The organism is Gordonia amicalis (genome assembly GCF_022059885.1).
Lineage (GTDB): Bacteria > Actinomycetota > Actinomycetes > Mycobacteriales > Mycobacteriaceae > Gordonia > Gordonia amicalis.
Genome location: NZ_CP091855.1, coordinates 2,537,056 through 2,563,496 on the forward strand (window position 1 = coordinate 2,537,056; position 26,441 = coordinate 2,563,496).

Genomic DNA, 26,441 nt, shown 5'->3' on the forward strand with positions numbered 1-26,441 from the left:
GATGACCGGCGACGTCGGCGACGTCAGGTTCGGCGAGGTCCGGTGTCACACGGGGGTTTCGGTGAGTCCGCGCCGCCCCGGGATGGCCATCGCGACCACCGACGCCACGACACAGGCGGTCAGCGCGATACCGGACGCCCACAGATAGCCTTCGCTGGCCGGGACCGAGATCACACCTCCGTCGGGATCGGTGCCATCGGGTCCGGTGACCGTGATCATCGACCAGGTGAGGAGCATGCCGACGACGGCCGAGGCGGTCGAGGTGCCGATGATGCGCATGAGGGCGTTGACGCCGTTCGACTCACCGGTCTGCTCGATGCTCACCGACTGCATGATGAGTGCGGGCATCGCCGAGTAGGCGATTCCCAGTCCGGCGCCGATGCAGCAGGCGATCACCAGCATGTGGACCCAGGTCAGGGCCCACGGGCCCGCGAGTCCGACGATGAAGACGACGTATCCGATGCCGATCACCGCGCCGCCGAGGGCGAGTGACACCCGCGCGCCGAGTGCGGCGTTGATGCGACCGCTGAGGTTGGACAGCGCGAACATGACCAGGCCGCTCGGGGCGAGGATCAGACTCGCGTGGACCATGTCGTAGCCGAAGCCGTTGGGACTGCTGGTGGGTGCCATGAGCAGCTGGATCGGGATGAGCTGCATGGCGTAGAAGGCGAAACCGGTGGCGATCGACGCCAGGTTGGTCAGGAGCAGGGGACGCTCGCCGAGGATGCGGAGATCGATCAGCGGGTTCGGGCGTCGCAGTTCGACGGCGGACCAGACACCGAGGAGCACGACGAACCCGCCGAAGCAGCCGAGGGTGAGCGGGGCGGCCCAACCCCACACCGCGCCCTTCGACAGCGGCAGGAGGAGGCAGACCAGGACCCCGGCCAGGCCGAGCGCGCCGAGGAGATCGAATCGTCCACCGGATGCGGAGGAGCTCTTGGGGACCGTCAACACGACGCCGACGGCCGCCAGGGCGGCGGCGGCGCCACACGACCAGAACAGGGCGTGCCAGCTGACGTGCTGGGCGATGGCCGCGGCGAACGGAAGTCCGAGCGCGCCGCCGATCCCGAGCGAGGCGCTCATCGTGCCGACCGCCGAGCCGAGGTAGCGGGCCGGGACGATGTCGCGCATGACGCTGATGCCCAGTGCGATGATGCCGAATCCGAGGCCCTGGAGACCGCGCCCCAGGATGAAGAGCGGCAGTGAGGTGGACAGGGCGCAGGTGATCGAACCGACCGCGACGAATCCGAGGCTGGCGAGGATCGCGAGCCGTTTGCCGTACATGTCGCCGATGCGGCCGCCGATCGGGGTCGCGACGGCTCCCACCAACAGGGTGATGGTGATGGCCCAGGTGGTGTTGGACGCGTCGGCGTTCAGAAGGGTCGGGAGTTGGGGGATCAGCGGGACGATGATCGTCTGCATCAGGGCGACGACGATGCCTGCCAGGCAGAGCACCGTGACCGCGGCACGGGGGTGGACGTGTCCGTCGGTGGCGTCGAGCGGAGGGCGGATGTCCGACGAGGTGTGCGGGTCTTCTTCGCACTGCGATCCGTTGGTCTCGGTCCTGCTGGTCACTCGCTCGTCCGACCCGTTGTATTCATGCGTCGTTCACACCTCCGAAAGGTCAGACTATCCCGGCCCGGTCGCGGGAGAACGTTTGCGTCCCGGCCCGAGACGTCCGGAGGGAACGGTCTCAGCGTGCGATCAGGGCCGCGCCCGACACGGGTTCGGGCCAGCGGGGCGTCACGCCGTCGCCGGAGGAGATGCCGCGCGCCCGCCGCATCACCCAGGGGCCGAGGAAGGTGCGCGCCCATTCGGCGTTCTGTCGACGCTGCTCGCGGCGGGTCAGCTCGGCCGCGGCCTCGAGTTCGACGGGGGTGATGTCGTGGCCGACACCGAGGAGGTCCAGAACCTCGGCGGCCATGCGGGTGTGGCCCAGAGGCGACATGTGCAGGCGGTCGGTGTCCCACATCCGGTAGTCGTCGTAGCCCTTGAGTCGCCGGTAGTCGAAGACGACGACGTCGTGCCGCTCGGCGACCTCGCGGAGCAGTTCGTTGTAGATGGCGATGCGACCGCGCAGCGTGCGGAGGACCGGGGCCCAGCCCGTGTCGTAGGCGGTGAAGACGACGACCGTGGCGCCGGTGGCGACCAGCTTGCCGAGAGCGGCGGCGTATCGGGCCATCAGCGCGTCGAGGTCGATCGACGGCCGCATGATGTCGTTGCCGCCGGCGTAGAGGGTGATGAGGTCGGGGTTCATGGCGACCGCCGCGTCGAGCTGCTCGGCGATCACGGCGTCGAGCAGCCGGCCGCGGATCGCCAGGTTCGCGTAGCTGAAGTCCTCGTTACGGGCGGCGAGTTGTTCGGCGACGCGGTCGGCCCAGCCGCGCAGGCCGTTCGGTCGGGCCGGGTCCGTGTCGCCGACACCCTCGGTGAAGGAATCCCCGAGCGCGACGAAGCGTGTGAAGCCCACGATGTTGACCCTCCTGGTCGGCGGTGACGAATGCCGGTGACGAACGGCGACGGCGAATCCGGAGTCGACGCTAGTTGTGCCGGGCCTGCCGAACCAAAGTCTGCGGCGTGCGTCACTGACCGAGGCGAGTGCTCGGGTTGCGCGATTCGGATCGATTTATTCGTAATCCGGATACTGTGCGGCAACAATTCTCGACAGAGCGATCGGTCGGTTTTCGGGCATATTCCGCGCTGGTGATCTCTCACCGTGCCAACCTGCGGTGAGAGCATTCCACAACCCCCGTGCAATCTCTCCCGGTTATGTTGTCCGGCAGTCTGTTTCGGTACTCGTCGGGGAGGTGTCGCGGGATGCTCGGGGTGGGTTGTGTTGTGAGTAGGATCACGTGATGTACTGCACAGGTCCGTCGAGTGAACGGACCCGAGATAACTCGATAAAAATGTCGCAGCGGGAGAAAAGGGAACACCCGATGTTCGAGAAGGTTCTGGTTGCCAACCGGGGTGAGATCGCGATCCGTGCGTTCCGCGCCGCCTACGAGCTGGGTGCGCGCACGGTCGCGGTGTTCCCGTATGAGGACCGCAACTCGGTGCATCGCCTGAAGGCCGACGAGTCGTATCAGATCGGTCTGCCGGGCCATCCGGTGCGGGCGTACCTGTCGGTCGACGAAGTGGTGTCCGCGGCAGTGCGCTGTGGCGCCGATGCGATCTATCCCGGCTACGGCTTCCTGTCGGAGAACCAGGGTCTCGCGGCTGCGTGTGCCGAGGCCGGCATCACCTTCGTCGGACCCAGCGCCGACATCCTGGAGATGACCGGCAACAAGGCCACCGCGGTGGCCGCGGCGAAGGCCGCGGGCATTCCGGTGCTGGCGTCCTCGGCGCCGTCGTCGGATCTCGACGAGCTGCTCGCCGCTGCCGAGGACATGCAGTTCCCGGTGTTCGTGAAGGCGGTCGCCGGTGGTGGCGGTCGCGGTATGCGGCGTGTCGACGATCGTGCCGACCTGGCCGAGTCGATCGCCGCGGCATCGCGCGAGGCGGAATCCGCGTTCGGTGACGCCACGGTGTTCCTGGAGCAGGCCGTGGTCAACCCGCGCCACATCGAGGTGCAGATCCTCGCCGACAACCACGGCAACGTGATCCACCTCTACGAGCGCGACTGCAGTCTGCAGCGCCGCCATCAGAAGGTCATCGAGCTCGCGCCGGCACCCAACCTCTCCGACGAGCTGCGGGAGAAGATCTGCGCCGACGCCGTGGCCTTCGCCCGCCACATCGGTTACACCTGTGCGGGCACCGTCGAGTTCCTCCTCGACGAGCAGGGACGCCACGTGTTCATCGAGATGAACCCGCGTATCCAGGTCGAGCACACCGTGACCGAGGAGATCACCGACGTCGACCTGGTGAGTTCGCAGCTGCGCATCGCGGCGGGGGAGTCCCTGGACGATCTCGGGTTGTCGCAGGAGTCCATCCGCATTCGCGGTGCCGCGCTGCAGTGCCGCATCACCACCGAGGATCCGTCCAACGGCTTCCGTCCCGATGTGGGTCGCATCACCGCCTACCGCAGCCCGGGTGGCGCGGGTGTGCGCCTCGACGGTGGCGCCAACCTGGGCGCCGAGGTGAGCGGGCACTTCGACTCGATGCTGGTCAAGTTGACCTGTCGAGGAAGAGATTTCCCGACCGCGGTGCGTCGTGCGCGGCGTGCGGTGGCCGAGTTCCGCATCCGCGGTGTGGCGACCAACATCCCGTTCCTGCAGGCCGTGCTCGACGATCCGGACTTCCGCGCCGGTCGGGTCACGACATCGTTCATCGACGAGCGCCCGGAATTGCTGACCTCGCGGTCGTCGGCGGACCGCGGCACCAAGATCATCTCGTACCTGGCCGACGTGACGGTCAACAAGCCGCACGGGGAGCGTCCGACGACGGTGTACCCGCGGGACAAGCTGCCCACCGTCGAGCGCTCGGTGCTCGCGTCGCCGCCCGACGGTTCGCGTCAGCGTCTTCTGCAGCTCGGACCCGAGGGCTTCGCCCGCGACCTGCGGGAGAATCCGCGTCTCGGTATCACCGACACGACCTTCCGTGACGCGCATCAGTCGCTGCTGGCGACGCGCGTGCGCACCACCGGTCTGGTCAACGTCGCACCGTATGTCGCGGCGCTGACTCCTGAGTTGTTGTCGGTGGAGTGCTGGGGCGGCGCAACCTACGACGTGGCCCTTCGCTTCCTGAAGGAAGATCCGTGGGATCGGCTGGCGCAGTTGCGGGAAGCGATCCCGAACATCTGTCTGCAGATGCTCCTGCGGGGTGCCAACACCGTCGGGTACACGCCGTACCCGACGAAGGTCACCACCGCGTTCGTCTCCGAGGCGACCGATGTGGGTATCGACATCTTCCGGATCTTCGACGCGCTCAACAACATCGATGCGATGCGCCCGGCGATCGACGCGGTCCGCGAGACGGGGACCGCGGTGGCCGAGGTGGCGATGAGCTACACGGGCGACCTGTCGTCGCCGTCGGAGGATCTCTACACCCTCGACTACTACCTGCGTCTGGCCGAGCAGATCGTCGAGGCCGGTGCCCATGTGCTGGCCATCAAGGACATGGCCGGTCTGTTGCGCGCGCCGGCGGCGACCACGCTGGTCTCGGCCTTGCGCAAGAACTTCGACCTGCCGATCCATGTGCACACCCACGACACCCCGGGTGGTCAGCTCGCGACCTACATGGCGGCCTGGCAGGCCGGCGCGGACGCGGTGGACGGTGCGAGTGCGGCGCTGGCCGGCACCACCAGTCAGCCGCCGTTGTCGGCGATCGTGGCCGCGACTGCGAACACAGACCGCGACAGCGGTCTGGACCTGGCCCGGGTCTGTGATCTCGAGCCGTACTGGGAGGCGCTGCGAAAGGTGTACGCGCCGTTCGAATCCGGTCTGCCGGCTCCGACCGGTCGCGTGTACTCGCACGAGATCCCCGGCGGTCAGTTGTCGAACCTGCGGCAGCAGGCCATCTCGCTGGGGCTGGGCAACCGCTTCGAGGCCGTCGAGCAGGCCTATGCCGCCGCCGACTCGATGCTGGGCCGTCTGGTCAAGGTGACGCCGTCGTCGAAGGTCGTCGGTGACCTGGCCCTGGCGCTGGTGGGTCGCGGGATCACCGCGTCGGACTTCGCCGCCGACCCGAGTTCCTACGACATCCCCGATTCGGTGATCGGGTTCCTGCGTGGCGAACTCGGTGACCCGCCCGGTGGATGGCCGGAGCCGTTGCGCACCCTGGCGCTGCAGGGCCGCGCACCCGCGCCGGAGATGGCGACGCTGACGACCGACGACGAGGCGATCCTGGACAAGCCCGGCCGCGATCGTCAGGTCCGGCTCAACCACCTGCTGTTCCCCGGTCCCACAAAGGAGTTCGAGGAGCACTACGAGACCTACGGCGACACCTCGCGGTTGTCGGCGAATCAGTTCTTCTACGGCCTGCGGTACGGCGAGGAACATCGCGTCTCGCTCGAGCCGGGTGTGGAGTTGATGATCGGTCTCGAGGCGATCAGCGAGCCGGACGAGAAGGGCATGCGCACGGTGATGTGTGTGCTCAACGGTCAGCTTCGCCCGATTGCGGTGCGCGACCACAGCATCGACTCCGCCGTCGCCGCCGCCGAGAAGGCCGATCGCTCCAACCCGAAGCACATCGCGGCGCCGTTCGCCGGAGTCGTGTCCCTGTCGGTCGACGAGGGTGACGAGGTCGCCGCAGGCGCAACGATCGGCACCATCGAGGCGATGAAGATGGAAGCTGCCATCACCGCACCGGTCGGCGGCAAGGTCTCTCGGGTCGCGGTCGGCCCGGTCACCCAGGTCTCGCCGGGTGATCTGCTCATCGAGCTCAGCTGATCTCGGCTTCCTCCGGGGTCTCGCTCACAGGTTCCGTTCCCGCTCACCCGATCTTGGTGAGCGGGAACGGAACCCGTGCGCGGCAGCACTTTTAGAGCCCGTCGATGACCACGTCGGCCCGGGACCGCGTACCCGCGATGAGTTCCGCGTTGGGTTCGTCGACGGTCTCGATCCAGGCGCGCGCCTGGGCTTCGGTCTTCCCGGCGGCGATGTGCCGTTTCAGCAGCCGCTCGCGTCGGACCTCCACGTCGGCGTCGACGTAGACGAGGCGATGGAGGGGGGGGGCCGTACGCCGTCCCACACGGGTTCGTCGAGCCCGAGATAGTTGCCCTCGACGATCACGAGTCGCGCGGTCTCGGGCACGAGGAGCGACGCCGCGATCGGCTCGCCGACGGTGTGGTCGAAGTCGGGTACGTACACGGTCTCGTTGCCGTCGGCGATGCGCTGAAGCACGGCAACGAATCCCGCGGCGTCGAAGGTGTCGGGTGCGCCTTTGCGGTCGCGGCGGAAGAGTCGATCGAGGACGGCGTTCGACAGGTGGAAGCCGTCCATTGGCACGTACCCGACGGCGTCGGCGCCCGGCGTCGACGAGAAGTCGTCGACGAGCGTCCGTGCGAGCGTCGTCTTCCCGGCGCCCGGAGGCCCGGTGATGCCGACGAGCACTCGGTCGGCCGTGTCGAGGAGAGCCGAGATGTCCTCTCGAACGGGCATCAGCTACCGCGATACGTCGAATACGCGAACGGGCTCAGCAGCACCGGGACATGGTAGTGGCGATCGGCGTCGTCGACCTCGAAGCAGATGTCGATCTCGGGGTAGAACGCCTTGATGTCGTTGTCGGAGAACCAGTTCCCGGTGTCGAAGACCAGGTGGTAGATGCCCGGGACAAGCGGTTCGGGGTTGATCTCGCCGATACGACCATCCGAATCGGTCTGTCCCGAGGACAATTCGGTGCCGGAGGCGTCCTGCAGAGACACCTCGACGCCGACTGCCGGGGCCCCCGACGTCGCGTCGAGTACATGGGTGGACAGGCCGGTCATGCGGAAGCTCCCTCGTCGGTGTCGTGTGTCGCCAGCATACGGATGAGGCGGCTGCGGTTGATCTTCGCCAGTTCGGCACGCATCACGCGTCGTTCGGTCTCGGCGTCGTTGTCGATGCGCTTCTTGAGGATCCCGAGCAGTTCGTCCGCCGGGCGGCCGTTGGCAAAGACCAGATAGACGTGCCCGAACCGCTGCTCGTAGGCCGCGTTGAACTCCTCGAGTTCGGCGAGTACCGAGGGGTCGGCACCGGCGACGCCGGACTGTTCCCGCGCCGACGAGGCGTTGTCGGGCCGGTCGCCGATCCGGGGATGCCCGGCGAGAGCTTCGTCGAGGTCCGTCTCGGTCAGTTCGGTCAGGATCTGATCCGCCCGCTCCAGCAGGGTCTGCGCGTCGACGAAGGGGCGGGCCGTCTCCACTCGCCGCGCCCAGGTCGGCGAGCTGCAACAGGCGAGCAACCGTTCGACGCATGCGTCGACGCTCAGCTCGTTGAAGCGGCGGACGTCTCCTTCGTCGGCGGCATCGCGGCGATCGTCTGGGCGCACGCGTCCAGCCTAGGAGGTCGATCCGAGCACCGCAGGTTCGCGGGCCCGGGCGGCACATGGAAGATGGAACGGTGACAGCGTTGCCGGAGGAGAGCACGACAGGTGCGGTTCTCGGTGTGGTGCTCGCCGCCGGCGCCGGTACCCGGTACGGAATGCCGAAGATTCTCGCCCACGACGGTGACTGGCTGGATGCGGCGACGAACGCGCTGCGGGCCGGGGGTTGCGCGGACATCGCGGTGACCATGGGTGCGGCGGTCGTCGAGCCGCCGATCGGCTCTACCGCGCTCGTCGTCGACGATTGGGCCGAGGGCTTGGGTGCGTCGGTGTCGGCGGCGCTGAGATGGGCGTCGCGTCGGCCCGGGGTGGGCGGGGTGTTGCTCACCGTGGTCGATACCCCCGACGTCGGACCCGACGTGGTGCGGCGCATCCTCGGGACATCCGGAGGTCGGCGCGAGCGTCTGGTGCGTGCGGTTTTCGACGGCCGGCCGGGCCATCCGGTGTACATCGGTGCGGATCATCTCGGCCCTGCACTCGAGGTCATCTGCGGCGACGTCGGTGCGCAGGCCTACCTGAGGAGCCGGGAGGTGATGGCGGTCGAGTGCGGGGATCTCGCGTCGGGTGAGGACGTCGACACCAGGGGATGAGCCGGCGTGATGTGCCCATTTCGAGACCTTCTCGTCGCCGTTCCGGTGCATGGGGATCCCGCTTCTGGCGAGCGAGGGTGCATAGGGTGCAGACAGAGCCCGCATCGGAACAGCCAGAACCGGTGCACACCGGGCCGTAAGGACCATCACCGGCGAAGAAGGTGATCACGTGGCGCGAGGACACCACCGTCGAATCGTCGCGATGACCGCCGCGCTGGCCGCGGGTCTCGGAGTGGCCGCGTGCTCGGTGTCGCCGGAACCGCAGGCCACGTCGCCCGCCGCCACCCAGGACGCCCATCTGCCACCGGGCTTCGACACCACCTTCCGCTGGTCTGCCACACCGGTGCTCGACCCACAGTCGGCCGAGGGGACCTTCGTGCGCGCCTACGTCGAGTCCTTCGAACTCGCCAACGCCGGCGCCTCGGTTGAGTGGGGCTATCCGGGATTCGCCGAGGCCTCACCGTCGAACATCGACCAGATGGTGACGGCCTACCCATCCGGCGTCTCGGACGCCCGACGGCAGGTGGGCAGTGCGTTCTATACGGGCATACGGCGCACCGACGACGCCGACTGGACGCGAATCGTGCTGTGCCGACAGGGATATCACTCGGTCGAGCGTGACGGGTCCGGACCCGACCGGAGTTGGGCGATCGGATACGACACGTCCCGGCCCGTCGAGATCGACATCCGGCGCACCGGCGACCGGCCACCGGCTGCCCCGCGTGGTGGTCAACGGACACCGGAGGTGAACGTCTTCGGTGGCTGGTACACCTCGCGATACGACTTCTCCGCGCTGTATCCCACGCCGACCGCCGACCAGAAGGTCTGTGCGGCAACGCGACAGGCGGGGATGCCGCACTGGCTGCCAACGCAGGGCGACGACCCGTGGCTGGCGTCACCGGCGGTCCCGGGCTGGTCTGCCTACCCGGGCGTCGGCTGAGGCCCGCTCAGCTGTCCGGCAGTCGCTCGAGCAGGTCGTCGAGGTGGACGGGCAGGTCTCGGACGCGCACACCCGTGGCGTTGTAGACGGCGTTGACGATTGCTGCGGCGCTGCCGACGATGCCGATCTCACCGGCACCACGGGAACCCATCGGCGTCGCGTGTTCGTCGGGATCGTCGAGCCAGATGGCGTCGACGTCGGCGATGTCCGCGTGCACGGGGACGTGGTACTCGGCGAGGTCCTGGGTGACGACGTGACCGAAGCGCGGGTCCCGGACGCTCTCCTCGTACAGCGCCATCGAGATGCCGAAGGTCATGCCGCCGATGAGCTGTGATCGCACGGTCCGCGGGTTGATGGCGCGTCCTATCGAGAACACACCGAGCATGCGGGGGATGCGGATCTCGCTGGTGTCGACATCGACGTGGACCTCGACGAAGTGGGCGCCGAACGAGGCGATGGTGAATTTCTCCAGATCGGGGTTCTCGTCGGTCTTCGCGCTGACCTCGGCGCCGTCCGCGGGATCGTCGCCGAAACGTGTCCGGAAGCGTTGTGCCGCGGTGACTATCGCCGAACCCCACGACGAGGTGCCCGACGAGCCGCCCGCGACGGTGGCGCTCGGCAGGGCGCTGTCACCGATCTGGAGGTCGATGCGGTCCGGCTCGACTCCCAACGCATCGGCGGCGATGAGCGTCAGCGCGGTCCAGGCGCCGGTCCCGATGTCGGTGGCCGCGATGCTCACCGAATACCGGGTGCCCCGGTACGAGATCGAGGCTTCGTTGCCCGGGTTCACCATGTGCGGGTACGTCGAGGAGGCGACACCGAATCCGACGAGATGCCGGCCGTCCCGGTGTGTCCCGGGTTCTGGACGACGGCGGTCCCAGCCGAATCGCTCGGCGCCCTCGCGGAGACATTCGACGAGCTGTCGCGACGACCACGGCTTCCCGGTCTCGGGATCGTCGGCGGGTTCGTTGCGGATACGCAGCTCGATCGGGTCGATCCCCACGGCATGGGCGAGTTCGTCCATCGCCACCTCGCCGGCATACATCCCCGGTGCCTCGCCCGGCGCACGCATCCAGAACGGCGGCGGGACGTCGAGTGGTACGACGTGGTGATCGGTGCGCCGGTGCGGCGCGGTGTACATCATCCGCGACGAGACGGCGGCCTGCTCGGCGAACTCCTTGGCATGTGCGCTGTGGGTGTGCGCCTCGTGGATCAGCGCGGTGATGTTGCCGTCGGCGTCCGCGGCGATGCGGAGTCGGGATCGCGTGGGCGCACGGTGGCCGACGTAGGCGAACATGTGCTGTCGGGTGACCGCGAACTTCACGGCACGGCCGGGCACTCGCATCGCGGCCATGGCGGCCAGCACGTCGTGCGAGTGGGGTGAACCCTTGGACCCGAACCCGCCCCCGACATGCGGAGCGATCACCCGCATCTGTGCGGGTTCGAGTCCAAGGACGGGAGCCAACGCGGAGACCACGCCCTGCGTCGACTGCGTCGAGTCGTACAGGGTGAGGAGCTCCTCGTCGGGCGCCCACAATGCGACCACGGTGTGTGGCTCCATCGGATTGTTGTGCTCTTCTGGCGTCGAATACCACTCGTCGACCACGACGGCGCCCTCCGGCGGATCCGCCAGAATTCGGTCGGGTTCTCCTGTCTCGGAGGTGGTTTCGAATCCGCCGTTGACCTTCTGGGGCCGGTAGCGATTGGGGTGGTCGACGCGGAACGCGGTGTCGTGGGGAGCCTCGTCGTAGGAGACCGTCACGGATGCGGCTGCCTCCCGGGCGATTTCGGGTGACTCCGCGATCACCGCGCCGATGAGCTGGCCGCGGTAGGAGACCTCCGGGGACTGCAGGATCGTGAGATCGCCGTCGGAGGTGTCGGCGAGACGCGGCGCGTCGTCGACGGTGAGGACCGTGACGACGCCGTCGGTCGACTCGGCTGCGGCGGTGTCCATCGAGGTGACCCGGCCCCGGGCGACGGTCGCGGTGACCGGCCACAGGTACACCGCGTCGGTGACGTGTTCGTAGGCGTACGGAGCTGTGCCGCGGACTTTTTCGACGCCGTCGATCCGGGCGTGGCCGATGGGGGCTGGAGACGATCCGACGACGCTCATCGGGTGGTCAGCTCCTCGAGAACGGCGGTCAGGGTGCGTCGGACGAGGGGGATCTTGAATTCGTTTCCGTCGAGCGGCCGGGCGGCGGCGAGTTCGGCGTCGGCGGCTTCGGCGAACAGTTCGCGCGAGGGTTGCTGTCCGCGGAGCACGGCCTCGGCCCGTTCGGCGCGCCACGGCTTGTGGGCGACGCCGCCGAATGCGACCCGCGCCTCCGCGATCGTCCCATCGTTCAGACTGATCTCGGCGCCGACGGAGACCAGCGCGAACGCATACGATGCACGGTCGCGGACCTTGCGATAGGTCGACGTCGATCCGGGGGTCGGGGCGGGCACGTCGATCGCGACGATCACGTCGTGGGGCTCGAGAACCGTGTCGCGGTCGGGATGTTCACCGGGTAGCCGGTACAGCGCACGCACGTCGAAGTCGCGTTCACCGTCCGGGCCCTGCACCACGACACGTGCGTCCAGGGCGGTGAGCGCCACGGCCAGGTCCGACGGGTGGGTGGCCACGCAGGTTGCCTGGGCATCGGTGTCGGGCGCACCGAGCACGGCGTGATAGCGCGTGTAGCCGCCGATCGCCGAGCACCCGCTGCCGGGTGTGCGTTTGTTGCACGGGGTCGTGACGTCCTGGAAGTAGACGCATCGTGTCCGCTGCAGCAGGTTTCCGGCGTTGGTCGCCAGGTTGCGCAGCTGAGGGGATGCGCCCGAGAGCAGGGCGCGTGCAAGCATGGGGTAGCGACGGCGGACCAGGGGATGGGCGGCGGTGTCGGCGTTGCGCGCCGTCGCGCCGAGACGCAGTGAACCATCCGGGTTTTCGTCGATCTGGTCCAGAGGAAGTCGTGAGATGTCCACCAGCGCAGGCGGGTTGGCTACGCCCAGCTTCATGTGGTCGACGAGGTTCGTGCCGCCCGCGAGCAGCTTCGCGCCGGGATGGTCGCGGAGGAAGTCGACCGCGCCGGCCACGTCGTCGGCGCGTTCGTAGGTGAAGGGGATCATCGTCCCGCCGCCTGCCGGATCGCCGCGACGATGTTGGGATAGGCCGCGCAGCGACACAGGTTGCCGCTCATCCGTTCCCGGATCTCGTCGTCGCTGAGGGGTTCGTCCGAGGTGTCGGGGTCGAGGTCGTCGGTGGCGTGACTCGGGTGCCCGTTCTTGGCCTCGTCGAGCATGCCGGCCGCCGAACAGACCTGGCCCGGCGTGCAGTACCCGCACTGGAAGGCGTCCTGATCGATGAACGCCTGCTGGAGGGGGTGGAGTTCGTCGGCGTCGGCGAGTCCTTCGGCGGTCACGATCTCGGTGCCCTCGTAGCTGACGGCGAAGGACAGGCAACTGATGATGCGGCGACCATCGACGAGGACGGTGCACGAGCCGCACTGGCCGTGATCACATCCCTTCTTGGGCGAGAAGACGCCCAGTCGATCCCGGAGGCCGTCCAGGAGAGTGGTGCGCGTGTCCACCACGACATCGCGGGCCACACCGTTGACCGACAGAGAAACCCTGGCTTCCACAGGGCGCGGATACCCGCCGGCATGGGGGTTAAACCACGGTCGACGGCGTCCCCTGCCGTATCCGCCCGGTGCGGTGGCGCGCCGCGATGTTCAGCCCGTGGGCCGATCCGTCTGGAACAATCGGCGGAATGGCACCCTCGAGACCCAGAGTCGTCGTCATCGGAGCAGGATTCGCGGGCATGCACTGCGTCCGGCGCCTGCGGAAGGCCGCGGTCGACGTGACCCTGGTCGACCGCGGAACCAGCCACGTCTTCCAGCCGCTGCTTTACCAGTGCGCCACCGGGTTGCTGTCCGAAGGCGCGATCTCCAGCCCGATCCGGCACCTGACCCGGCGTCAGCGCAATCTCGATGTCGTCCTGGGTGAGGCCGCCGGCATCGACGTCGAGACGCGCGAGATCATCGTGGACCGTCTCGACCGGTCGTCGTTCCGTCTGCCCTACGACTACCTCGTCGTCGGAGCCGGTATGCGTACCGCGTATCGAGGCAACGATCAGTTCGCGAAATATGCACCGGGGATGAAGTCGCTCGACGACGCGCTGACGATCCGCCGCAAGATCATGGCCGCCTTCGAGATGGCGGAGACGATCACCGACCCCGCGGAACAGCGATCCTGGCTGACCTTCGCGGTCGCGGGCGGAGGGCCGACGGGGGTCGAGTTGGCCGGGCAGATCCGTGAGCTCGCCACCCGCGCCCTCGAGCGTGAATACGACGCCATCGATCCCGCCCAGGCACGAGTGCTGTTGCTGCACGGCGGGGATCGGGTGCTGCCGTCATTCGACGCACGACTGTCGGCGAGTGCACAGCGAACCCTCGACGCCCTGGGCGTCGAGACGCACCTCGGGGTGCACGTGACCGATGTGGGCGACGACTACGTGGAGACGACCCGCAAGGCCGACAAGCACAAAGAGGTGTATCCGGCGCGGACGACGCTGTGGACCACCGGCGTCGAGGCCGTCCCGTTCGCCACCACCCTGGCCACGGCCCTCGGCGTCGAACAGGATCGGTCAGGGCGGATCCCGGTGGAATCAGACCTCTCGGTGCCCGGCCATCCCGACGTGTTCGTGGCCGGCGACGTGATGGCGTACAAGGACCTGGCCGGTGTCGCCGAGGTCGCCATGCAGGGCGGTCACCACGTCGGTCGAGTGATCGCGGAAAGCGTTGCAGGGCAGCGGGAACGGGCGCCGTTCAAGTACCGGGACCTCGGGACCGCCGCCTACATCGCGCGGCGCCACGCCATCGTGCAGTCGGGGCGTTTCCAGATGTCGGGGTTCACCGGATGGGTCGCATGGGGCGCCATCCACATCGCCTTCCTGGCCGGCGTCCGAAACCGCCTGGGAACCGTGATGACCTGGGGCGCAACCCTGATGACCGATTCCCGCCGGGAACGCGCGATCATCTACGGCGACACCGAGACCGCCCGGACACCGTACGCGCGCCGGGAACCGAAGTAGGTCCGCCGCGTTGTCCGTTGAGAGTTTGTCGTCCGGTCGACCTCATCTCGACCTCCAGACCTCGATCGAAGTCTGGTAGTCGAGACGAAGTCTGGGAGTCGGCGACAACTCCGACGCGTGAACGCCGCGACCGCCGCGCCCTGTTCAGAGATGGCTCAGAAACCAGTCACGGGCCAGGACCGCGACCTGCTCGAGCGCACCCGTCTCCTCGAAGAGGTGGGTGGCACCGGGTACCACGGTGATCTCACATTCGGCGGTGATCGATTCTCGAGCACGCTGATTCAGGTCGAGGACCAGTTCGTCACGTCCGCCGACGATCAGCAGGGTGGGCGCTGTCGTCCGGGCCAGTGCGTCGCCGGCGAGATCCGGCCGACCGCCGCGCGACACTATCGCCTGGACATCCACACCCGGGTCGGTGGCGGCACGCAACGCGGCGCCCGCCCCGGTACTCGCGCCGAAGTAGCCGACCGGCAACGACCCCACGTCTGTTCGGGCGGCGAGCCAGGTGGTGACATCGACCAGTCTTCGTGCCAGCAGGTCGATGTCGAAGACGTTGGCGCGGGTGAGTTCTTCCTCCGGCGTCAGCAGGTCGAACAGCAAGGTGGCGATCCCGGCCGCGTTGAGGACGTCGGCCACGTAGATGTTGCGGGAGCTGAACCGGCTGCTTCCGCTGCCATGCGCGAAAACGACCACTCCTTTGGCGTTCTCGGGAACGGTGAGGTGTCCCGCGACCTTGACCGGTCCCGCTTCCACCTCGACCTCGTGGTCACCCACGCGGTGACCGTCGGCTTGAGAGTTCATGTCTTCTCACCATTCAGGTTGTCTGGTTCGGTTGCGGGCTGTCGTGCGCGCCCGGTCGAGCAGACTGCCGACCTCATCGTCGAGATGGATGGCCAAGTGGCGGCAGGCGTCCGCCCGATCCAACTGCATGTTCGCCTCCGTCCGTGCCGTGAGGGTGTCCGGTCCTTGCAGTATCCATCGGTCGAGAGGGGCAATGTCACCGAATCGCTCACCGGAGAGCTCTGAGGGCGGGGGCATGCGGCCTGACCCGGCGGCCGTGCGGATCTCGGGCCCAAAATGTCCGAACGGCGTGTCGAGCGGGCTGATCGCGTGCTACGGATAGAGGCGTAAGAGGATCGCGGCACAATCCCTGAGGAGCCCTGATCATGAACCGACGTCAGAAAGCGCTGGTTTCGTCCTTTGCCGCGATCACGATCGGGGTCGCGGTCGTGGGTTGTGACAGCGACACCACGTCATCTGAGGACACCACTTCGGCGACCAGCGCGGTGAGTACCGAGACGGGTTCTGCGACGACGGGGAACGGCGACGACTCGGGCGGCGAGACCTTCGGTGGTCTGCCTGTTTATGAGCCGTCCGATGAGGTCAGCAAGGCGCCCGGATCGCTGGTTCTCACCTCGCCGGACTCGGTGGAGAAGATCGGCGAGTTCTACAAGAACGCAGTCCGGGACGGGGACTGGGACATCGTGTCGGAGACGGTGTCACGGTTCGCGGCCAGCATCACGGTGAAGAAGCGCGGCAGGGGAGCGTCCATCAACGTGGCCCCCGGCACGGACGGGTCAGTGATCTCGATCAGCAGCTACCCCTCGCTCTGAGTCCCACAGCCGAGTCGTCGGACTCGGCGTAAGACACGAAGGTCACGTCAGACGAAGGTCAACGAAGGTCAGGGTAGTCAGTCCTTCACCGGCGTCATCTGCTTGCCGCAACAGATCTCCCGGTGTTCCATTCCTTCGGGGCATGGGCACTCTTTCTCATAGACGAGCCTCGCTCCGCAATCCTGGCACTCGTAGCGGTCTCCGGCATTCCGGGGCATCTGAACCTCCGTGGGATAGTTCCGCATCGTCTGGACCGGCACTCACATCATTCGATGAGCCGAACCGGCCGCCGGTCGGTTGAGTTGTTTTCCGGTGACGTCTTCGGATTCAACCACGTCGACTGTCCGGAGGGACGGTCTTGGTCTGAAACCGTCGCCGGGCCGGACCCGGTCGGGTATCCGATACGCATGTGGCCACTGGTGCACAGCAGCACCTGACTTCTTGCAGCCGCTGTCGTCTGGCGCCCCCCGTCAGGCTGTTCCGCGGAACGCTTGTCCGTCGTCGCGGAGCCTGGTATTCAGATTAGAACACGTTCTAATTCTGACCTGGCGAGGAGTCTGTATGCACACCCCGATCTGCGACGAACTCGGTATCGAGTTCCCGATCTTCGCGTTCACCCACTGTCGTGACGTGGTGGTCGCGGTCAGCAAGGCGGGTGGCTACGGAGTACTCGGCGCGGTGGGCTTCACGCCGGAGCAGCTCGAGATCGAGCTGAACTGGATCGACGAGCACATCGGCGACCACCCGTACGGCGTCGACATCGTGATCCCCAACAAGTACGAGGGCATGGACTCGAACATGTCGGGCGAGGAGCTGACCAAGCTGCTCCAGTCGATGGTGCCGAACGAGACCCTGGAATTCGGGCGCAAGCTGCTCCGCGACCACGGGGTGCCCCTCGCCGAGGACGACGACAACTCGCTGCAGCTGCTCGGCTGGACCGAGGCCACCGCGACGCCGCAGGTGGAGATCGCGCTGCAGCATCCGAAGGTCACGCTGATCGCCAACGCGCTCGGCACGCCCCCGAAGGACATGATCGAGAAGATCCAGGCGGCCGGTCGCAAGGTCGCGGCGCTGTGCGGCTCCCCGAAGCAGGCGCGCAAGCATGCCGACGCCGGGGTCGACATCATCATCGCCCAGGGTGGCGAGGGCGGTGGTCACTGCGGTGAGGTCGGTTCGATCGTGCTGTGGCCGCAGGTCGTCAAAGAGGTTGCGCCCGTGCCGGTTCTGGCTGCCGGTGGTATCGGCAGCGGCGAGCAGATCGCGGCTGCGCTCGCGCTCGGCGCGCAGGGTGCGTGGAGCGGATCGCAGTGGCTGATGGTCGAAGAGGCCGAGAACACCCCTGTCCAGCAGCAGACCTACATCGATGCGTCGAGCCGTGACACCGTTCGCAGTCGCTCGTTCACTGGCAAGCCGTGCCGCATGCTGCGCAACGACTGGACCGAGGCGTGGGAAAACCCCGAGAACCCCGATCCGCTGGGGATGCCGTTGCAGTACATGGTCTCCGGTATGGCGGTCGCCGCGACGCACAAGCATCCCGACGAGAGCATCGACGTCGCCTTCAATCCCGTCGGTCAGGTGGTCGGGCAGTTCCGCAAGGTCGAGAAGACGTCGGCGGTCATCGAGCGCTGGGTGACCGAGTACATCGAGGCGACCGGCAATCTGGACACGTTCGCCAACGCGACGACCTAGACCGGACGAGGGGCGGGCTCATCCGGCGGATGCTCGGACCAGGGCTCGCCTTTCGTTCCGGTCATCGCGGATACGCCGGACCTGGGTTCGCACATCGGCGACGACCTCCCGCGTCGACGACGCGGGTTGGCGGAGTGCGCCGAGGATGAGGCTGGGGAGAGCGGTCAGCGGGAGCATCGACGACGGCGCCTGGACGCGGTTGTAGATGTCGCTCAGGATCTGGGCGTACTCGGGGCGAGTCGCTCGCCGAGCAACCGGCCGTACCGACGACGCCGTTCGGATGAGGGCGTCATCGAGATGTGAACGCCGCAGACACATTCCGTAGTCGATATCGGACACCGGCGAATACCCGGTGCGCCAGCCGATCTCGTCGAGGACGGCCTCGGCGATCGGAAGACGTGGCGCGTCGGCCTCCTCGACGGCGGGCAACGGCCCCGAGAGCATGGATCACTCTGGTGTGGCTGACCGCGACCTCCATCGGCTCGGACGGCCTCTGGTCAACGAACAGTAGTCGCCGAACGCGCAGGTGCGTGGCGACTTCTGTTCGATTGCACATCAGAACGGCGGGGGATTGGCCTGGTTCCACCGCTGTTCGGCGCGCCGGGCCCGGCGGGACTCGGTGTCGCGCTGAGTGGCGTGCCGGACGCGCGCTGGATGATCGGGTGAGCGAATCGGCGCGAGACGGCCGAACAGATCACGGCCGTTGTAGGCGTTGCCGACGAACATGTGCCCGGTGGGCGTGGTGAACCAGGCGGTCAGGAACTCGTCCTGGTAGTCCTGCCAGCTGGTGAAGGTCTTGATCCGGTGGTGAAACCGGCAGAGTGGTTTCAGGTTGCGTTCGAGGGTGCGGCCACCGCGTCGGGGTTGCTGATGGTCGAACGGTCGGGTGTGGTCGAGGTCGATCTGCCAGACCGGCGCATTGCATCCGGGGAAGGTGCAGCACAGTTCGCCGGCCCGCACCAGCGCTTGCAGCTTCTTCGACGGGGCATAGCGCAGCGCCGATTCCGGGGTTGGTGCGGTGGTGGGGTGGAGGTAGGTGCGTCGGGCTTCGTTGAGCAGCGTGCGGGCGGTCTCGGCGTCGATGATGCCGTGGCCGTCGAGAAATGCCGGATCGTCGTCGATACCGAGGAGGGTGGTGAGGTTCACCACGACGTGATAGGTCGCGCGCGGGGCTGTGGTGTCGACGGTACGGGGACCGGCAGCGGGCGCTGCTTCGACGTCAGAAGCGGCGGCCGCCGGGGAGTCCTCGGGTTCGGTGGCCTCGTCGGCTCCTGCTGCGCCCGAGGAGCAGTCGTCACATGCGCAGGCAAGCGATGTTTCGCTGCGGGCGAGAGCGACGAGCGCGTCGGCGCGGCGTTGTGCGACGGTGCGAGGGTCGGCCGCATGGACACCCGCCGCCATCGCCGAGAGGCGGGCGTCGAAGACGGCGGCGTCGGCGATCGGTAGCGACCCCGACACACGGGATTGTCCGGGGTTGAACCGATCGGGTCCGACGGAGACCTTGCGGTCGTCGGTGGCGCGCTCGCGACGCCTGCGGACCGCGTCGGGTGCCCACTTGGCGACGATCGCGTCGACCATGGCGGTGAACCGGGTGGTCGACATCGGTGCGCGCGCGAAGATCGCCTCGGCGAGATGGGCGTCCACGGTCTGCATCTCGTCGGGGTCGGTGACCAGCTCGGTCCGCTTGCGCGCGACGAGGAATCGCCTCTTGTCGATGCGTCCACAGGCCAAGGCGTGACCGGTGAACGACAACCGGTAGCGCAGGGCGTCACCGGCGGCGATGAGTTCTCTGGCCTCGGCGGGGGTGATGGTGAGGGTGGCGCCGACTTCCGCGATGGCCTGCTCGAGTCCGTCCGGGCCGAACTCGGAGTACGGGTCCTCGCCGGCCGCCGCCCGGGCAGCGAGCTCGTCGAAGGCCTCGAGCGAGTCGAGCTGGCCGCTGTGCACCTCGGCGCGACGCGCGGCGTAATCCATCTCGCGTTCGTCGTGAATGAGGCTGGCAACGGTCATCATTCGATGGGCCGTCGATGCGGCGAGCCCGGCGCAATGATTCAAGACCTCGACCAGTTCGGTGGCCGAGAGTTCGGCATCGGGACGCAGGGTGGGCTCGACAGAGTGTTCTGTGATACCTGCCGAATCCGTGGATTCGATGCCAGCCCCTCGCGCCATGACACCACAATACTCGAACATTTGTTCGAGTCAAGGGCTTATCTTTGCAGCGGCGCTCGCCCGTCAGCTCTCACTCGCTGTTGCGGACGACGGAGACGATGAATCCAAATATCGCCGTTCCCGCCGCGAGGCCTCCGATGAACGTGACGGTTGCGCCCAACCAGTTTGCGGCTCCGCCTTCGCGGAAGACCGGCGAGAGTGCCACGACAAGTCCCATAAGGAGGAGCCACCAAGCAACTTGCTTCGATCGTGTGCCTCGCGCCCCGATCGCGCTGAATAGCCCGATGACAGCCAGGAGGGAGCCGATCCATATCACCTCTCCCATTTCAGGTCCGAAGGCACGAAGAAGACATCAGTGCTGAGCCTCCCCGTCGGTGGTGGCGTTGTTCTCCGCGTAGCGCGGGGCCATCATCTCCATTTGCTCGAACACTGTGGTGATCGCGGCCGGTTGCTTATCCGGCGGATACTTGTACTTCACGAGAAGCCGTTTGATCGACGACCGTAGCTTCGCTCGGACATCGTCACGCACCGTCCAATCGAACTTGGTGTCACGCTGCATGATCCGCACAAGGTCACGCGCGATCTGGGCGAGGATGTCGTCGCCTTGGAACTCGACGGCTGACTCGTTCGTCGCGACGGCGTCGTAGAATGCGAGTTCGTCGTCGTTCAACGGCGGCGAGAACTTCTGTCCACGGCTGCCTTCCGCAGCGACCTCTTTCGCCATGGCAATGAGTTCGGCGATCACCTCGGCAGAGGTGATCTGTTGGTTGGTGTACCGGTTCATGAGCTCGGTGATGCGCTCGGAGAACTCCCGCTGTCGCACGACGTTGTTGCGCGTGGCACGCGCCGATTCCTCCGTCAGCGTCGCACGCAGAGCCTCGATCGCGAGGTGCGGATTCGTCGCAGCTTTGGCTTTGGCCTCGAAGTCTGGTCCGAGATCGGCGAGGGACGGTTTGGGGAGTCCAGCGGCATCGTAGATGTCCACGATCTGGCCGGTTGCGGTCGAGGTCGCGACCAAGGAGGACAGGAGCCTCTTGATCTCCTCGGGAACGGGCCGGCCCTCGGCTTGCCGGTCCGCGGCGTCGAACTTGCCCATCCATACCCGGACCTCTTCGTAGAACTGCACGGTCGGTCGCAGTTCTTCCAGGGTGTCCTTGCCGCCGGCGAGCGCCCAGGCCTTGGCGAGATGTGCGGCGAGCGTTCGGAATCGCCCGCCCAGCGTTTCCTCGCCCTCCGGCACGCTGTTACCCGGAGTCGCCGGCGACCGGAGGTACTCGGTGAGACCGATCGCCGCGCGAATCCAACCTCGATCAGCCTCTTTCGCTTTCGTGCGCCAGTCGTACCCACTGCACAAATCGTCCAGCTGAGAGATCAGCTGCTGCGTCAGCGCCACCGCTTCGTCGATGTTGCGGCCGACCGGTTGGCTTGCCTGGTCTGTCTCGGTGTACTCGGCCAACGCCTGCTGCAGGTTGTCGACGAGCGGTGCATAGGCGACGAGGAGGCCCGACGGTTTGCCGCGGAAGGTTCTGTTGACACGCGCCAGGGTCTGCATCAAAAGGGCGCCCTTGAGCGGTCGGTCCAGGTACAGGGTGTGTAGAGGCGGCGCGTCGAAGCCGGTGAGCATCATGTCCTTGACGATGACGATCTGCAGCTCGTCGTCGGGGTCCTTGAGCCGCTTCTGGATGATCTTGTTCTGTGCGTCGCGCCGGACGTGTTTGGCGATGAGCCCCTGGTCTTTCGCGCTGCCGGAGTAGACGACCTTGATAACGCCCTTGTCGACGGCCTCGTCGTGCCAGTCGGGACGCAGCGCAACGATCTCCTCGTAGAGCCGGGCCGCGATGTCGCGGGTGGCCGCGACGATGAAGGCCTTTCCCGGTGTGGAGATGAAGGTCTCCAACGATTTCGAACGGCCCTCCCAGTGTTCGACGATGTCCTTCGCGAGGGCCTTGACGCGTTCCGGAGCGCCGTACACGGCGTTGATGACCGCCACGGACTTCTCGATCTGTGCGCGTTCGGCGTCGTCGAGACCTTTGGTCGCCTCGTCGGCTGCCCTGTCGAGATCGTCCTCGGTCACCTCATCGGCGAGGGTCACCTGGATGAGACGCGGCTCGAAATAGACCGGCACCGTGGCGCCGTCGTCGACGGCGCGAGTCAGGTCGTAGATGTCGATGTACGGGCCGAACACCTCGCGAGTGTTGCGTTCGGCAAACGAGATGGGCGTGCCGGTGAACGCGATGAGGGTGGCGTTGGGAACCGCGTCGGCAAGGTGGCGAGCGTAGCCGTCGAGGTCGTCGTAGTGACTACGGTGAGCCTCGTCGACGACGACAATGACGTTGCGGCGATCGGTGAGGAGGGGATGGTCGGCGCCGGCATCCCGTTCCGCCTGGGTGCGGCTGAACTTCTGCAGCGTGGTGAAGTAGATGCCGCCGGTGGTGCGGTTCGACAGTTCATCCCGCAGTTGCTCACGGGTGGTGACTTTCACCGGTGACTCGTCGAGAAGCTCGGAACGGTTGAATGTCTCGAAGAGTTGTCCGTCGAGTTCACGGCGATCCGTCACCACCACGATCGTGGGGTTCTTGAGCTTCGGCTGCCGCGCGACGAGATGGGCGTAAAGCTCCATCTCCATCGACTTACCCGAACCCTGTGTATGCCAGACGACGCCGGCCTTGCCGTTGCTCTCGGCGGCGGCGACGGTGTTGCCGACGGCTTTAGTGACCGCGAAATACTGATGGGGCTTGGCGATTCGTTTGACGTAACCGTCGGCACCCGCGTCGAAGGCGGTGAAGTTTCGCAGTATCTGGAGGAAGCGTTCGGGATTGAACACCCCGTCGATGAGGTACTCGAGTTCGAGTCCCAGCTGTGCGGGGTCGGTGGGATGGCCCATGCTGAGGGGCTTACCGTCGTCGTCGACGTTCCACGGGGCGTAGTGCTCGAGCGGAGTGAACGGTGTGCCGTACCGCGCGCTGAGGACATCGCTGATGACGGAAACCACCGCGAAGCGGAACACCAGGGGGAACTCGCGCAGGTACGTTCCCAGTTGTGCGTGGGCTGAGGGGAGATCGGCCTGGGCGGCGCCTGCCTGCTTCAGCTCGAAGAAGGCCACGGGCAGACCGTTGAGGTAGAGCACCACATCGAATCGGCGTTGGTGTTCTGAGTTGCGGACCGTGACCTGCTGGACGGCGAGCAGTTCATTGTCCTCCGGCCGATTTCCAACCAGAAGAATGGTCGGAGTCTGTTCGAGGCCGTCGTGATCGACGTAGGTGATGCCCCGGTACCCCTTGACGAGGATCTCGTGCAGCCGATGGTTCTCGGCGAGCGGGTCTTGCGACTCGGGTGCGAGGATCGCGGCCCGCGCCTGCACGAGATACTCATAGGGGACATCGGGATTCAACTCCCGCATCTTCGTGATCAGCCGGTCCGGGAGGACGATGTCATCTGGTCGGGCCCGGCCGTTCTCGACACCCGGTGCGATGTCGGAGCCCTTCAGTGGTTGCCACTCCTGGTCGGCCAGCCACTCAAGTGCCAGGTTCTCCCACTCGGCTTCTGAAACTGTGCTCATGCGTTGGTCCTTCGGGTACTGGCGTTCTGAGTGGTCTGGGTACCGTGTCGCGTCAGACTAGATCGGCGATCTCGGTCTCCGCTTCCTTGACTGTCACTTTGCCGGACATCAAGAGGGGGAGGAGTTGGTCGCGGGTGTGGGCAAGCGCGAAGTTCTCAGATTCGTACGCGTCGATTTGGTCAGACAACGCTTGCATCGCTGGCCCGACGAGCGTCACCTGCGCACTGCTAGGCACGCATACAGGTTCGTCGAGGTGTCGACGCTGAATATGACCCATCGTCGTAGCCTTGTCAGCGGCGACATTGCGGAACTCACTCAGTTTGCTTAGAAGGGCCTGTTCGACGACCCACCGCGGCTGTCCGTCAAGAGGTAAGACTTTGAAGATGTGCTGGTTCACTATCGCTTCCGGAAGATGCCACCTCGCTACGGTTAGAGATCCGGACCAGGCAAAGAGCAGGTCCCCTGGCCTCGCGATGTTGTCGTCGGGCACGTCGATCTCGTTGTAGACGGTCGACGCTCCGAGGCCTGAGTTCAATTCGGCGATCCTGACGACTACACGTCCGGTGCCGGTGGCGTTCTTCGTATAGGCGCGCCCGTTCACGAATCGAGCAAGACTTGATAGTGGGACCGACGTGCTGTCGTCTTCCGCTATCGCACGCTGCCACATCGCTGCGAAGAGCTCTCGGGTGCGGGAGAGTACTTGCTCGTTCGCCGCGAGTTTATCGTCGAGGGCGCCGAGGACTTCGGCGATGGCGTTTTGGGTCTCCCTGGGGGGGAGGGGAAGCAATAACTCTTTCGTTGACTTTACGTTGAAGTGTTGCTGGACAGCGCCTACAAGTTGGCCTGCGATGGCGTGGGCTGCCATGCCATTCAGGAAATAGGCCAGCCATTCGTTGTTGAGGTCGGGACCGGGCCGGATCACGATTAGGTCTGAACAGTTCGCCTCGCCGAGCCATTTCGGAACGACTGCCGCCTGGCCAGGTTTTCCGGTCCTCACCATGACTACGTCGCCGGGAAGTACTTTGGATTTCGCAATCCTCGTGTGAAACTCATTACCAATGTACTTAATGTCCGTCATCTCTATTCGATATGGGCGGACATTCAGTGAGCGAAGGAACGGTATTCCCTCATCTACGTACTCACGAGTCATAGAACCAACGAATCCTACAGTTACCTCGGCAACCTCTGATAGAGGCGTAAGGTTGACGTCACCCATCGACCCGCTCCATCTGCTGACGCACAACCTTCTCCAACCGTACCGATTCATCCAGCGCTGCAAACAGTTCCGATCTCAGACGCGCGATCTTCCCGTTGATCGGCTCTCCGTCGTCCTCGTCCTCTGCCGCCCCTACATACCGCCCCGGAGTCAGCGCATAGCCCGCTGCCTTGATCTCCTCCAGCGTCGCCGACTTACAGAATCCCGGCACGTCTTCGTACACAATGCCCTTCTTCGTCGCCGAGGCCGACCCGCGCCACGCGTGGAACGTGTCGCCAATCTCGACGATCTCCTGGTCGGTCAGCGCACGCTCGGCGCGGTCCACCATGTAACCCATGTCTCGGGCGTCGATGAACAGGACCTGACCGGTCCGATCGTTCGAACCCTGAGAACCTTTGGTCTTGTCTTTGGCAAAGAACCACAAGCACACCGGAATACCCGTACTGCGGAACAGTTGGGTCGGCAGCGCGATCATGCATGATACGAGGTCCGCGTCGACGATCTCGGCGCGAATGTCGCCCTCGCCGTTGCTGTTCGACGACATGGACCCGTTCGCCAGCACCACGCCGGCTTTTCCGCCCGGCGCCAGCTTGTACAGGATGTGCTGCAGCCATGCGTAGTTGGCGTTGCGCGCAGGAGGAACTCCGAAGCGCCAGCGGGGGTCTTCCTCGTTACGCGCCCAGTCCTTGATGTTGAACGGCGGGTTGGCCATCACATAATCCATCTGGATGTCGGCGTGCTGATCCCGCGCAAATGTGTCGCCCCACCTGGCCCCGAGCCCGTTGTTGTCGATGCCGTGGATCGCGAGGTTCATCTTCGCCATGCGCCAGGTTTCCTCGATGGCTTCCTGGCCGTAAATCGACACCTGCTTGGGATCGCCGTCATGTTCGTAGATGAACTGCTCGGTCTGCACGAAAATGCCACCCGAACCACAGCATGGGTCGTAGACACGCCCCTTCGTGGGTTCGAGGACCTCGACGATCACACGGACGACGCTGCGGGGTGTGAAGAACTCGCCACCCCGCTTGCCTTCCGCGCGAGCGAAGTTGCCCAGGAAGTACTCGTAGACCTCTCCCATGAGATCTCGTGCTTTGTGCTCGCCCTGACGGCTGAACCGTGCACTGTTGAACAGGTCAACGAGCTCGCCCAAGCGTCGCTGATCGATGTTGTCGCGGTTGTAAATTCGCGGAAGAGTGCCGGCGAGGGACTTGTTGGCCGCGATGACGGCGTCGATTGCCTCGTCGATCAACTGGCCGATGTTCTTGTCCGGTCCACCATCGTCAGAGGGCTTACCCTTCGCGTTCTCGGCCAGGTATGTCCATCGGGCGATCGGCGGCACCACGAACACGCCCGCACCCTGGTACTCGCCGGCGTCGTCGATCACATCCGCGATCTGTGACTCGTCGAAGCCATCGGCGATGAGTTCGTTCCGGATCTCCTCGCGCCGTTCGTCATACGCGTCGGACACGTACTTGAGGAAGACGAGGCCCAAGATCACGTCTTTGTACTGATTCGCCGAGAGCGATCCGCGCAGCTTGTCGGCGGCCTTCCACAGCGTGTCTTTGAGCTCTTTCATTGTCGACGGAGCGGTCGGCTCCGCCGTCTTGCGCCTTGCGGCCATCGGTGGTGAATCCT

Annotated in this window: 18 protein-coding genes and 2 pseudogenes; 6 read left to right on the top strand and 14 right to left on the bottom strand. The window is 66.1% G+C overall.

From position 1 onward, the window contains the following. Window positions 1–45: 45 nt before the first annotated feature. The gene (locus IHQ52_RS11760) at window positions 46–1,575 is read right to left on the bottom strand and encodes an MFS transporter (RefSeq protein ID WP_096273787.1); all 1,530 of its coding nucleotides are present in this window, start codon (window positions 1,573–1,575) and stop codon (window positions 46–48) included. A gap of 118 nt (window positions 1,576–1,693) precedes the next feature. After that, window positions 1,694–2,470, bottom strand: a complete 777-nt coding sequence (locus tag IHQ52_RS11765; RefSeq protein WP_096273789.1) for an SGNH/GDSL hydrolase family protein — start codon at window positions 2,468–2,470, stop codon at window positions 1,694–1,696. Window positions 2,471–2,936: 466 nt separating this feature from the next. Between IHQ52_RS11765 and IHQ52_RS11770 the strand changes: the two genes are divergently transcribed. Further along, window positions 2,937–6,326 (top strand): pyruvate carboxylase, encoded by a 3,390-nt coding sequence (locus IHQ52_RS11770; protein WP_006434552.1) that lies wholly within the window; start codon window positions 2,937–2,939, stop codon window positions 6,324–6,326. Window positions 6,327–6,417: 91 nt separating this feature from the next. Here the strand turns inward: IHQ52_RS11770 and IHQ52_RS11775 are convergent. The 3 genes and pseudogenes from IHQ52_RS11775 to uraD all read right to left on the bottom strand — a co-directional run bounded on the left by IHQ52_RS11775 (window position 6,418) and on the right by uraD (window position 7,905). Beyond that, window positions 6,418–7,037 (bottom strand): annotated as a pseudogene (locus tag IHQ52_RS11775) (nucleoside/nucleotide kinase family protein). Further along, window positions 7,037–7,363, bottom strand: a complete 327-nt coding sequence (gene uraH / locus IHQ52_RS11780; protein ID WP_006434554.1) for a hydroxyisourate hydrolase — start codon at window positions 7,361–7,363, stop codon at window positions 7,037–7,039. Before uraH ends, IHQ52_RS11775 begins: the two are co-directional and overlap by 1 nt. Beyond that, complete coding sequence (gene uraD / locus IHQ52_RS11785; protein WP_096273791.1) at window positions 7,360–7,905, bottom strand: 2-oxo-4-hydroxy-4-carboxy-5-ureidoimidazoline decarboxylase; 546 nt, start codon at window positions 7,903–7,905, stop codon at window positions 7,360–7,362. The genes uraH and uraD overlap by 4 nt, the downstream gene beginning before the upstream one ends. Before the next feature lie 56 nt (window positions 7,906–7,961). On the opposite strand from uraD, the gene IHQ52_RS11790 reads away from it, so the two are divergent. Further along, window positions 7,962–8,549, top strand: a complete 588-nt coding sequence (locus IHQ52_RS11790) for a nucleotidyltransferase family protein (protein WP_394854772.1) — start codon at window positions 7,962–7,964, stop codon at window positions 8,547–8,549. A 202-nt stretch (window positions 8,550–8,751) separates the two neighbouring features. Beyond that, the gene (locus IHQ52_RS11795) at window positions 8,752–9,489 is read left to right on the top strand and encodes a hypothetical protein (protein ID WP_096273793.1); all 738 of its coding nucleotides are present in this window, start codon (window positions 8,752–8,754) and stop codon (window positions 9,487–9,489) included. Window positions 9,490–9,496: 7 nt separating this feature from the next. Here IHQ52_RS11795 and IHQ52_RS11800 read toward each other — a convergent pair whose 3' ends face one another. The 3 genes from IHQ52_RS11800 to IHQ52_RS11810 are packed head-to-tail and all read right to left on the bottom strand — an operon-like array spanning window position 9,497 to window position 13,109. Further along, window positions 9,497–11,602, bottom strand: a complete 2,106-nt coding sequence (locus IHQ52_RS11800; RefSeq protein WP_096273795.1) for a xanthine dehydrogenase family protein molybdopterin-binding subunit — start codon at window positions 11,600–11,602, stop codon at window positions 9,497–9,499. Then, window positions 11,599–12,597, bottom strand: coding sequence for an FAD binding domain-containing protein (locus IHQ52_RS11805; RefSeq protein WP_006434559.1), 999 nt, complete (start codon window positions 12,595–12,597; stop codon window positions 11,599–11,601). Before IHQ52_RS11805 ends, IHQ52_RS11800 begins: the two co-directional genes overlap by 4 nt. Next, window positions 12,594–13,109, bottom strand: coding sequence for a (2Fe-2S)-binding protein (locus tag IHQ52_RS11810; protein WP_006434560.1), 516 nt, complete (start codon window positions 13,107–13,109; stop codon window positions 12,594–12,596). The genes IHQ52_RS11805 and IHQ52_RS11810 overlap by 4 nt, the downstream gene beginning before the upstream one ends. A 128-nt stretch (window positions 13,110–13,237) precedes the next feature. On the opposite strand from IHQ52_RS11810, the gene IHQ52_RS11815 reads away from it, so the two are divergent. After that, a complete protein-coding gene (locus tag IHQ52_RS11815; protein WP_040004488.1) occupies window positions 13,238–14,560 on the top strand; it encodes an NAD(P)/FAD-dependent oxidoreductase in 1,323 nt (440 codons plus the stop codon). Window positions 14,561–14,704: 144 nt separating this feature from the next. Here IHQ52_RS11815 and IHQ52_RS11820 read toward each other — a convergent pair. After that, window positions 14,705–15,328, bottom strand: a pseudogene (locus tag IHQ52_RS11820) (dienelactone hydrolase family protein); the annotation flags it as partial. Between the two features lie 398 nt (window positions 15,329–15,726). On the opposite strand from IHQ52_RS11820, the gene IHQ52_RS11825 reads away from it, so the two are divergent. Further along, complete coding sequence (locus IHQ52_RS11825; RefSeq protein ID WP_006434564.1) at window positions 15,727–16,173, top strand: hypothetical protein; 447 nt, start codon at window positions 15,727–15,729, stop codon at window positions 16,171–16,173. A 561-nt stretch (window positions 16,174–16,734) separates the two neighbouring features. Beyond that, on the top strand, window positions 16,735–17,862 hold the full coding sequence (locus tag IHQ52_RS11830; RefSeq protein ID WP_024497257.1) for a nitronate monooxygenase: 1,128 nt from the start codon (window positions 16,735–16,737) through the stop codon (window positions 17,860–17,862). 18 nt (window positions 17,863–17,880) lie between these two features. Here the strand turns inward: IHQ52_RS11830 and IHQ52_RS11835 are convergent, their stop codons facing one another. From IHQ52_RS11835 to IHQ52_RS11855, 5 genes are all read right to left on the bottom strand, one after another. Then, window positions 17,881–18,306, bottom strand: coding sequence for a hypothetical protein (locus tag IHQ52_RS11835; protein WP_238064248.1), 426 nt, complete (start codon window positions 18,304–18,306; stop codon window positions 17,881–17,883). 111 nt (window positions 18,307–18,417) lie between these two features. Beyond that, window positions 18,418–20,031: an HNH endonuclease signature motif containing protein gene (locus tag IHQ52_RS11840; protein ID WP_238064249.1), complete on the bottom strand. Its 1,614-nt coding sequence runs from the start codon at window positions 20,029–20,031 to the stop codon at window positions 18,418–18,420. A gap of 352 nt (window positions 20,032–20,383) precedes the next feature. Then, window positions 20,384–23,590 carry a type I restriction endonuclease subunit R gene (locus IHQ52_RS11845; RefSeq protein WP_238064250.1) on the bottom strand — a complete coding sequence of 1,069 codons (3,207 nt, stop codon included), beginning with the start codon at window positions 23,588–23,590 and terminating at the stop codon, window positions 20,384–20,386. A gap of 52 nt (window positions 23,591–23,642) precedes the next feature. Next, window positions 23,643–24,806: a restriction endonuclease subunit S gene (locus IHQ52_RS11850; protein ID WP_238064251.1), complete on the bottom strand. Its 1,164-nt coding sequence runs from the start codon at window positions 24,804–24,806 to the stop codon at window positions 23,643–23,645. Then, a complete protein-coding gene (locus tag IHQ52_RS11855) occupies window positions 24,799–26,427 on the bottom strand; it encodes a class I SAM-dependent DNA methyltransferase (protein ID WP_238064283.1) in 1,629 nt (542 codons plus the stop codon). The genes IHQ52_RS11850 and IHQ52_RS11855 overlap by 8 nt, the downstream gene beginning before the upstream one ends. Between the last annotated feature and the right edge of the window lie 14 nt (window positions 26,428–26,441).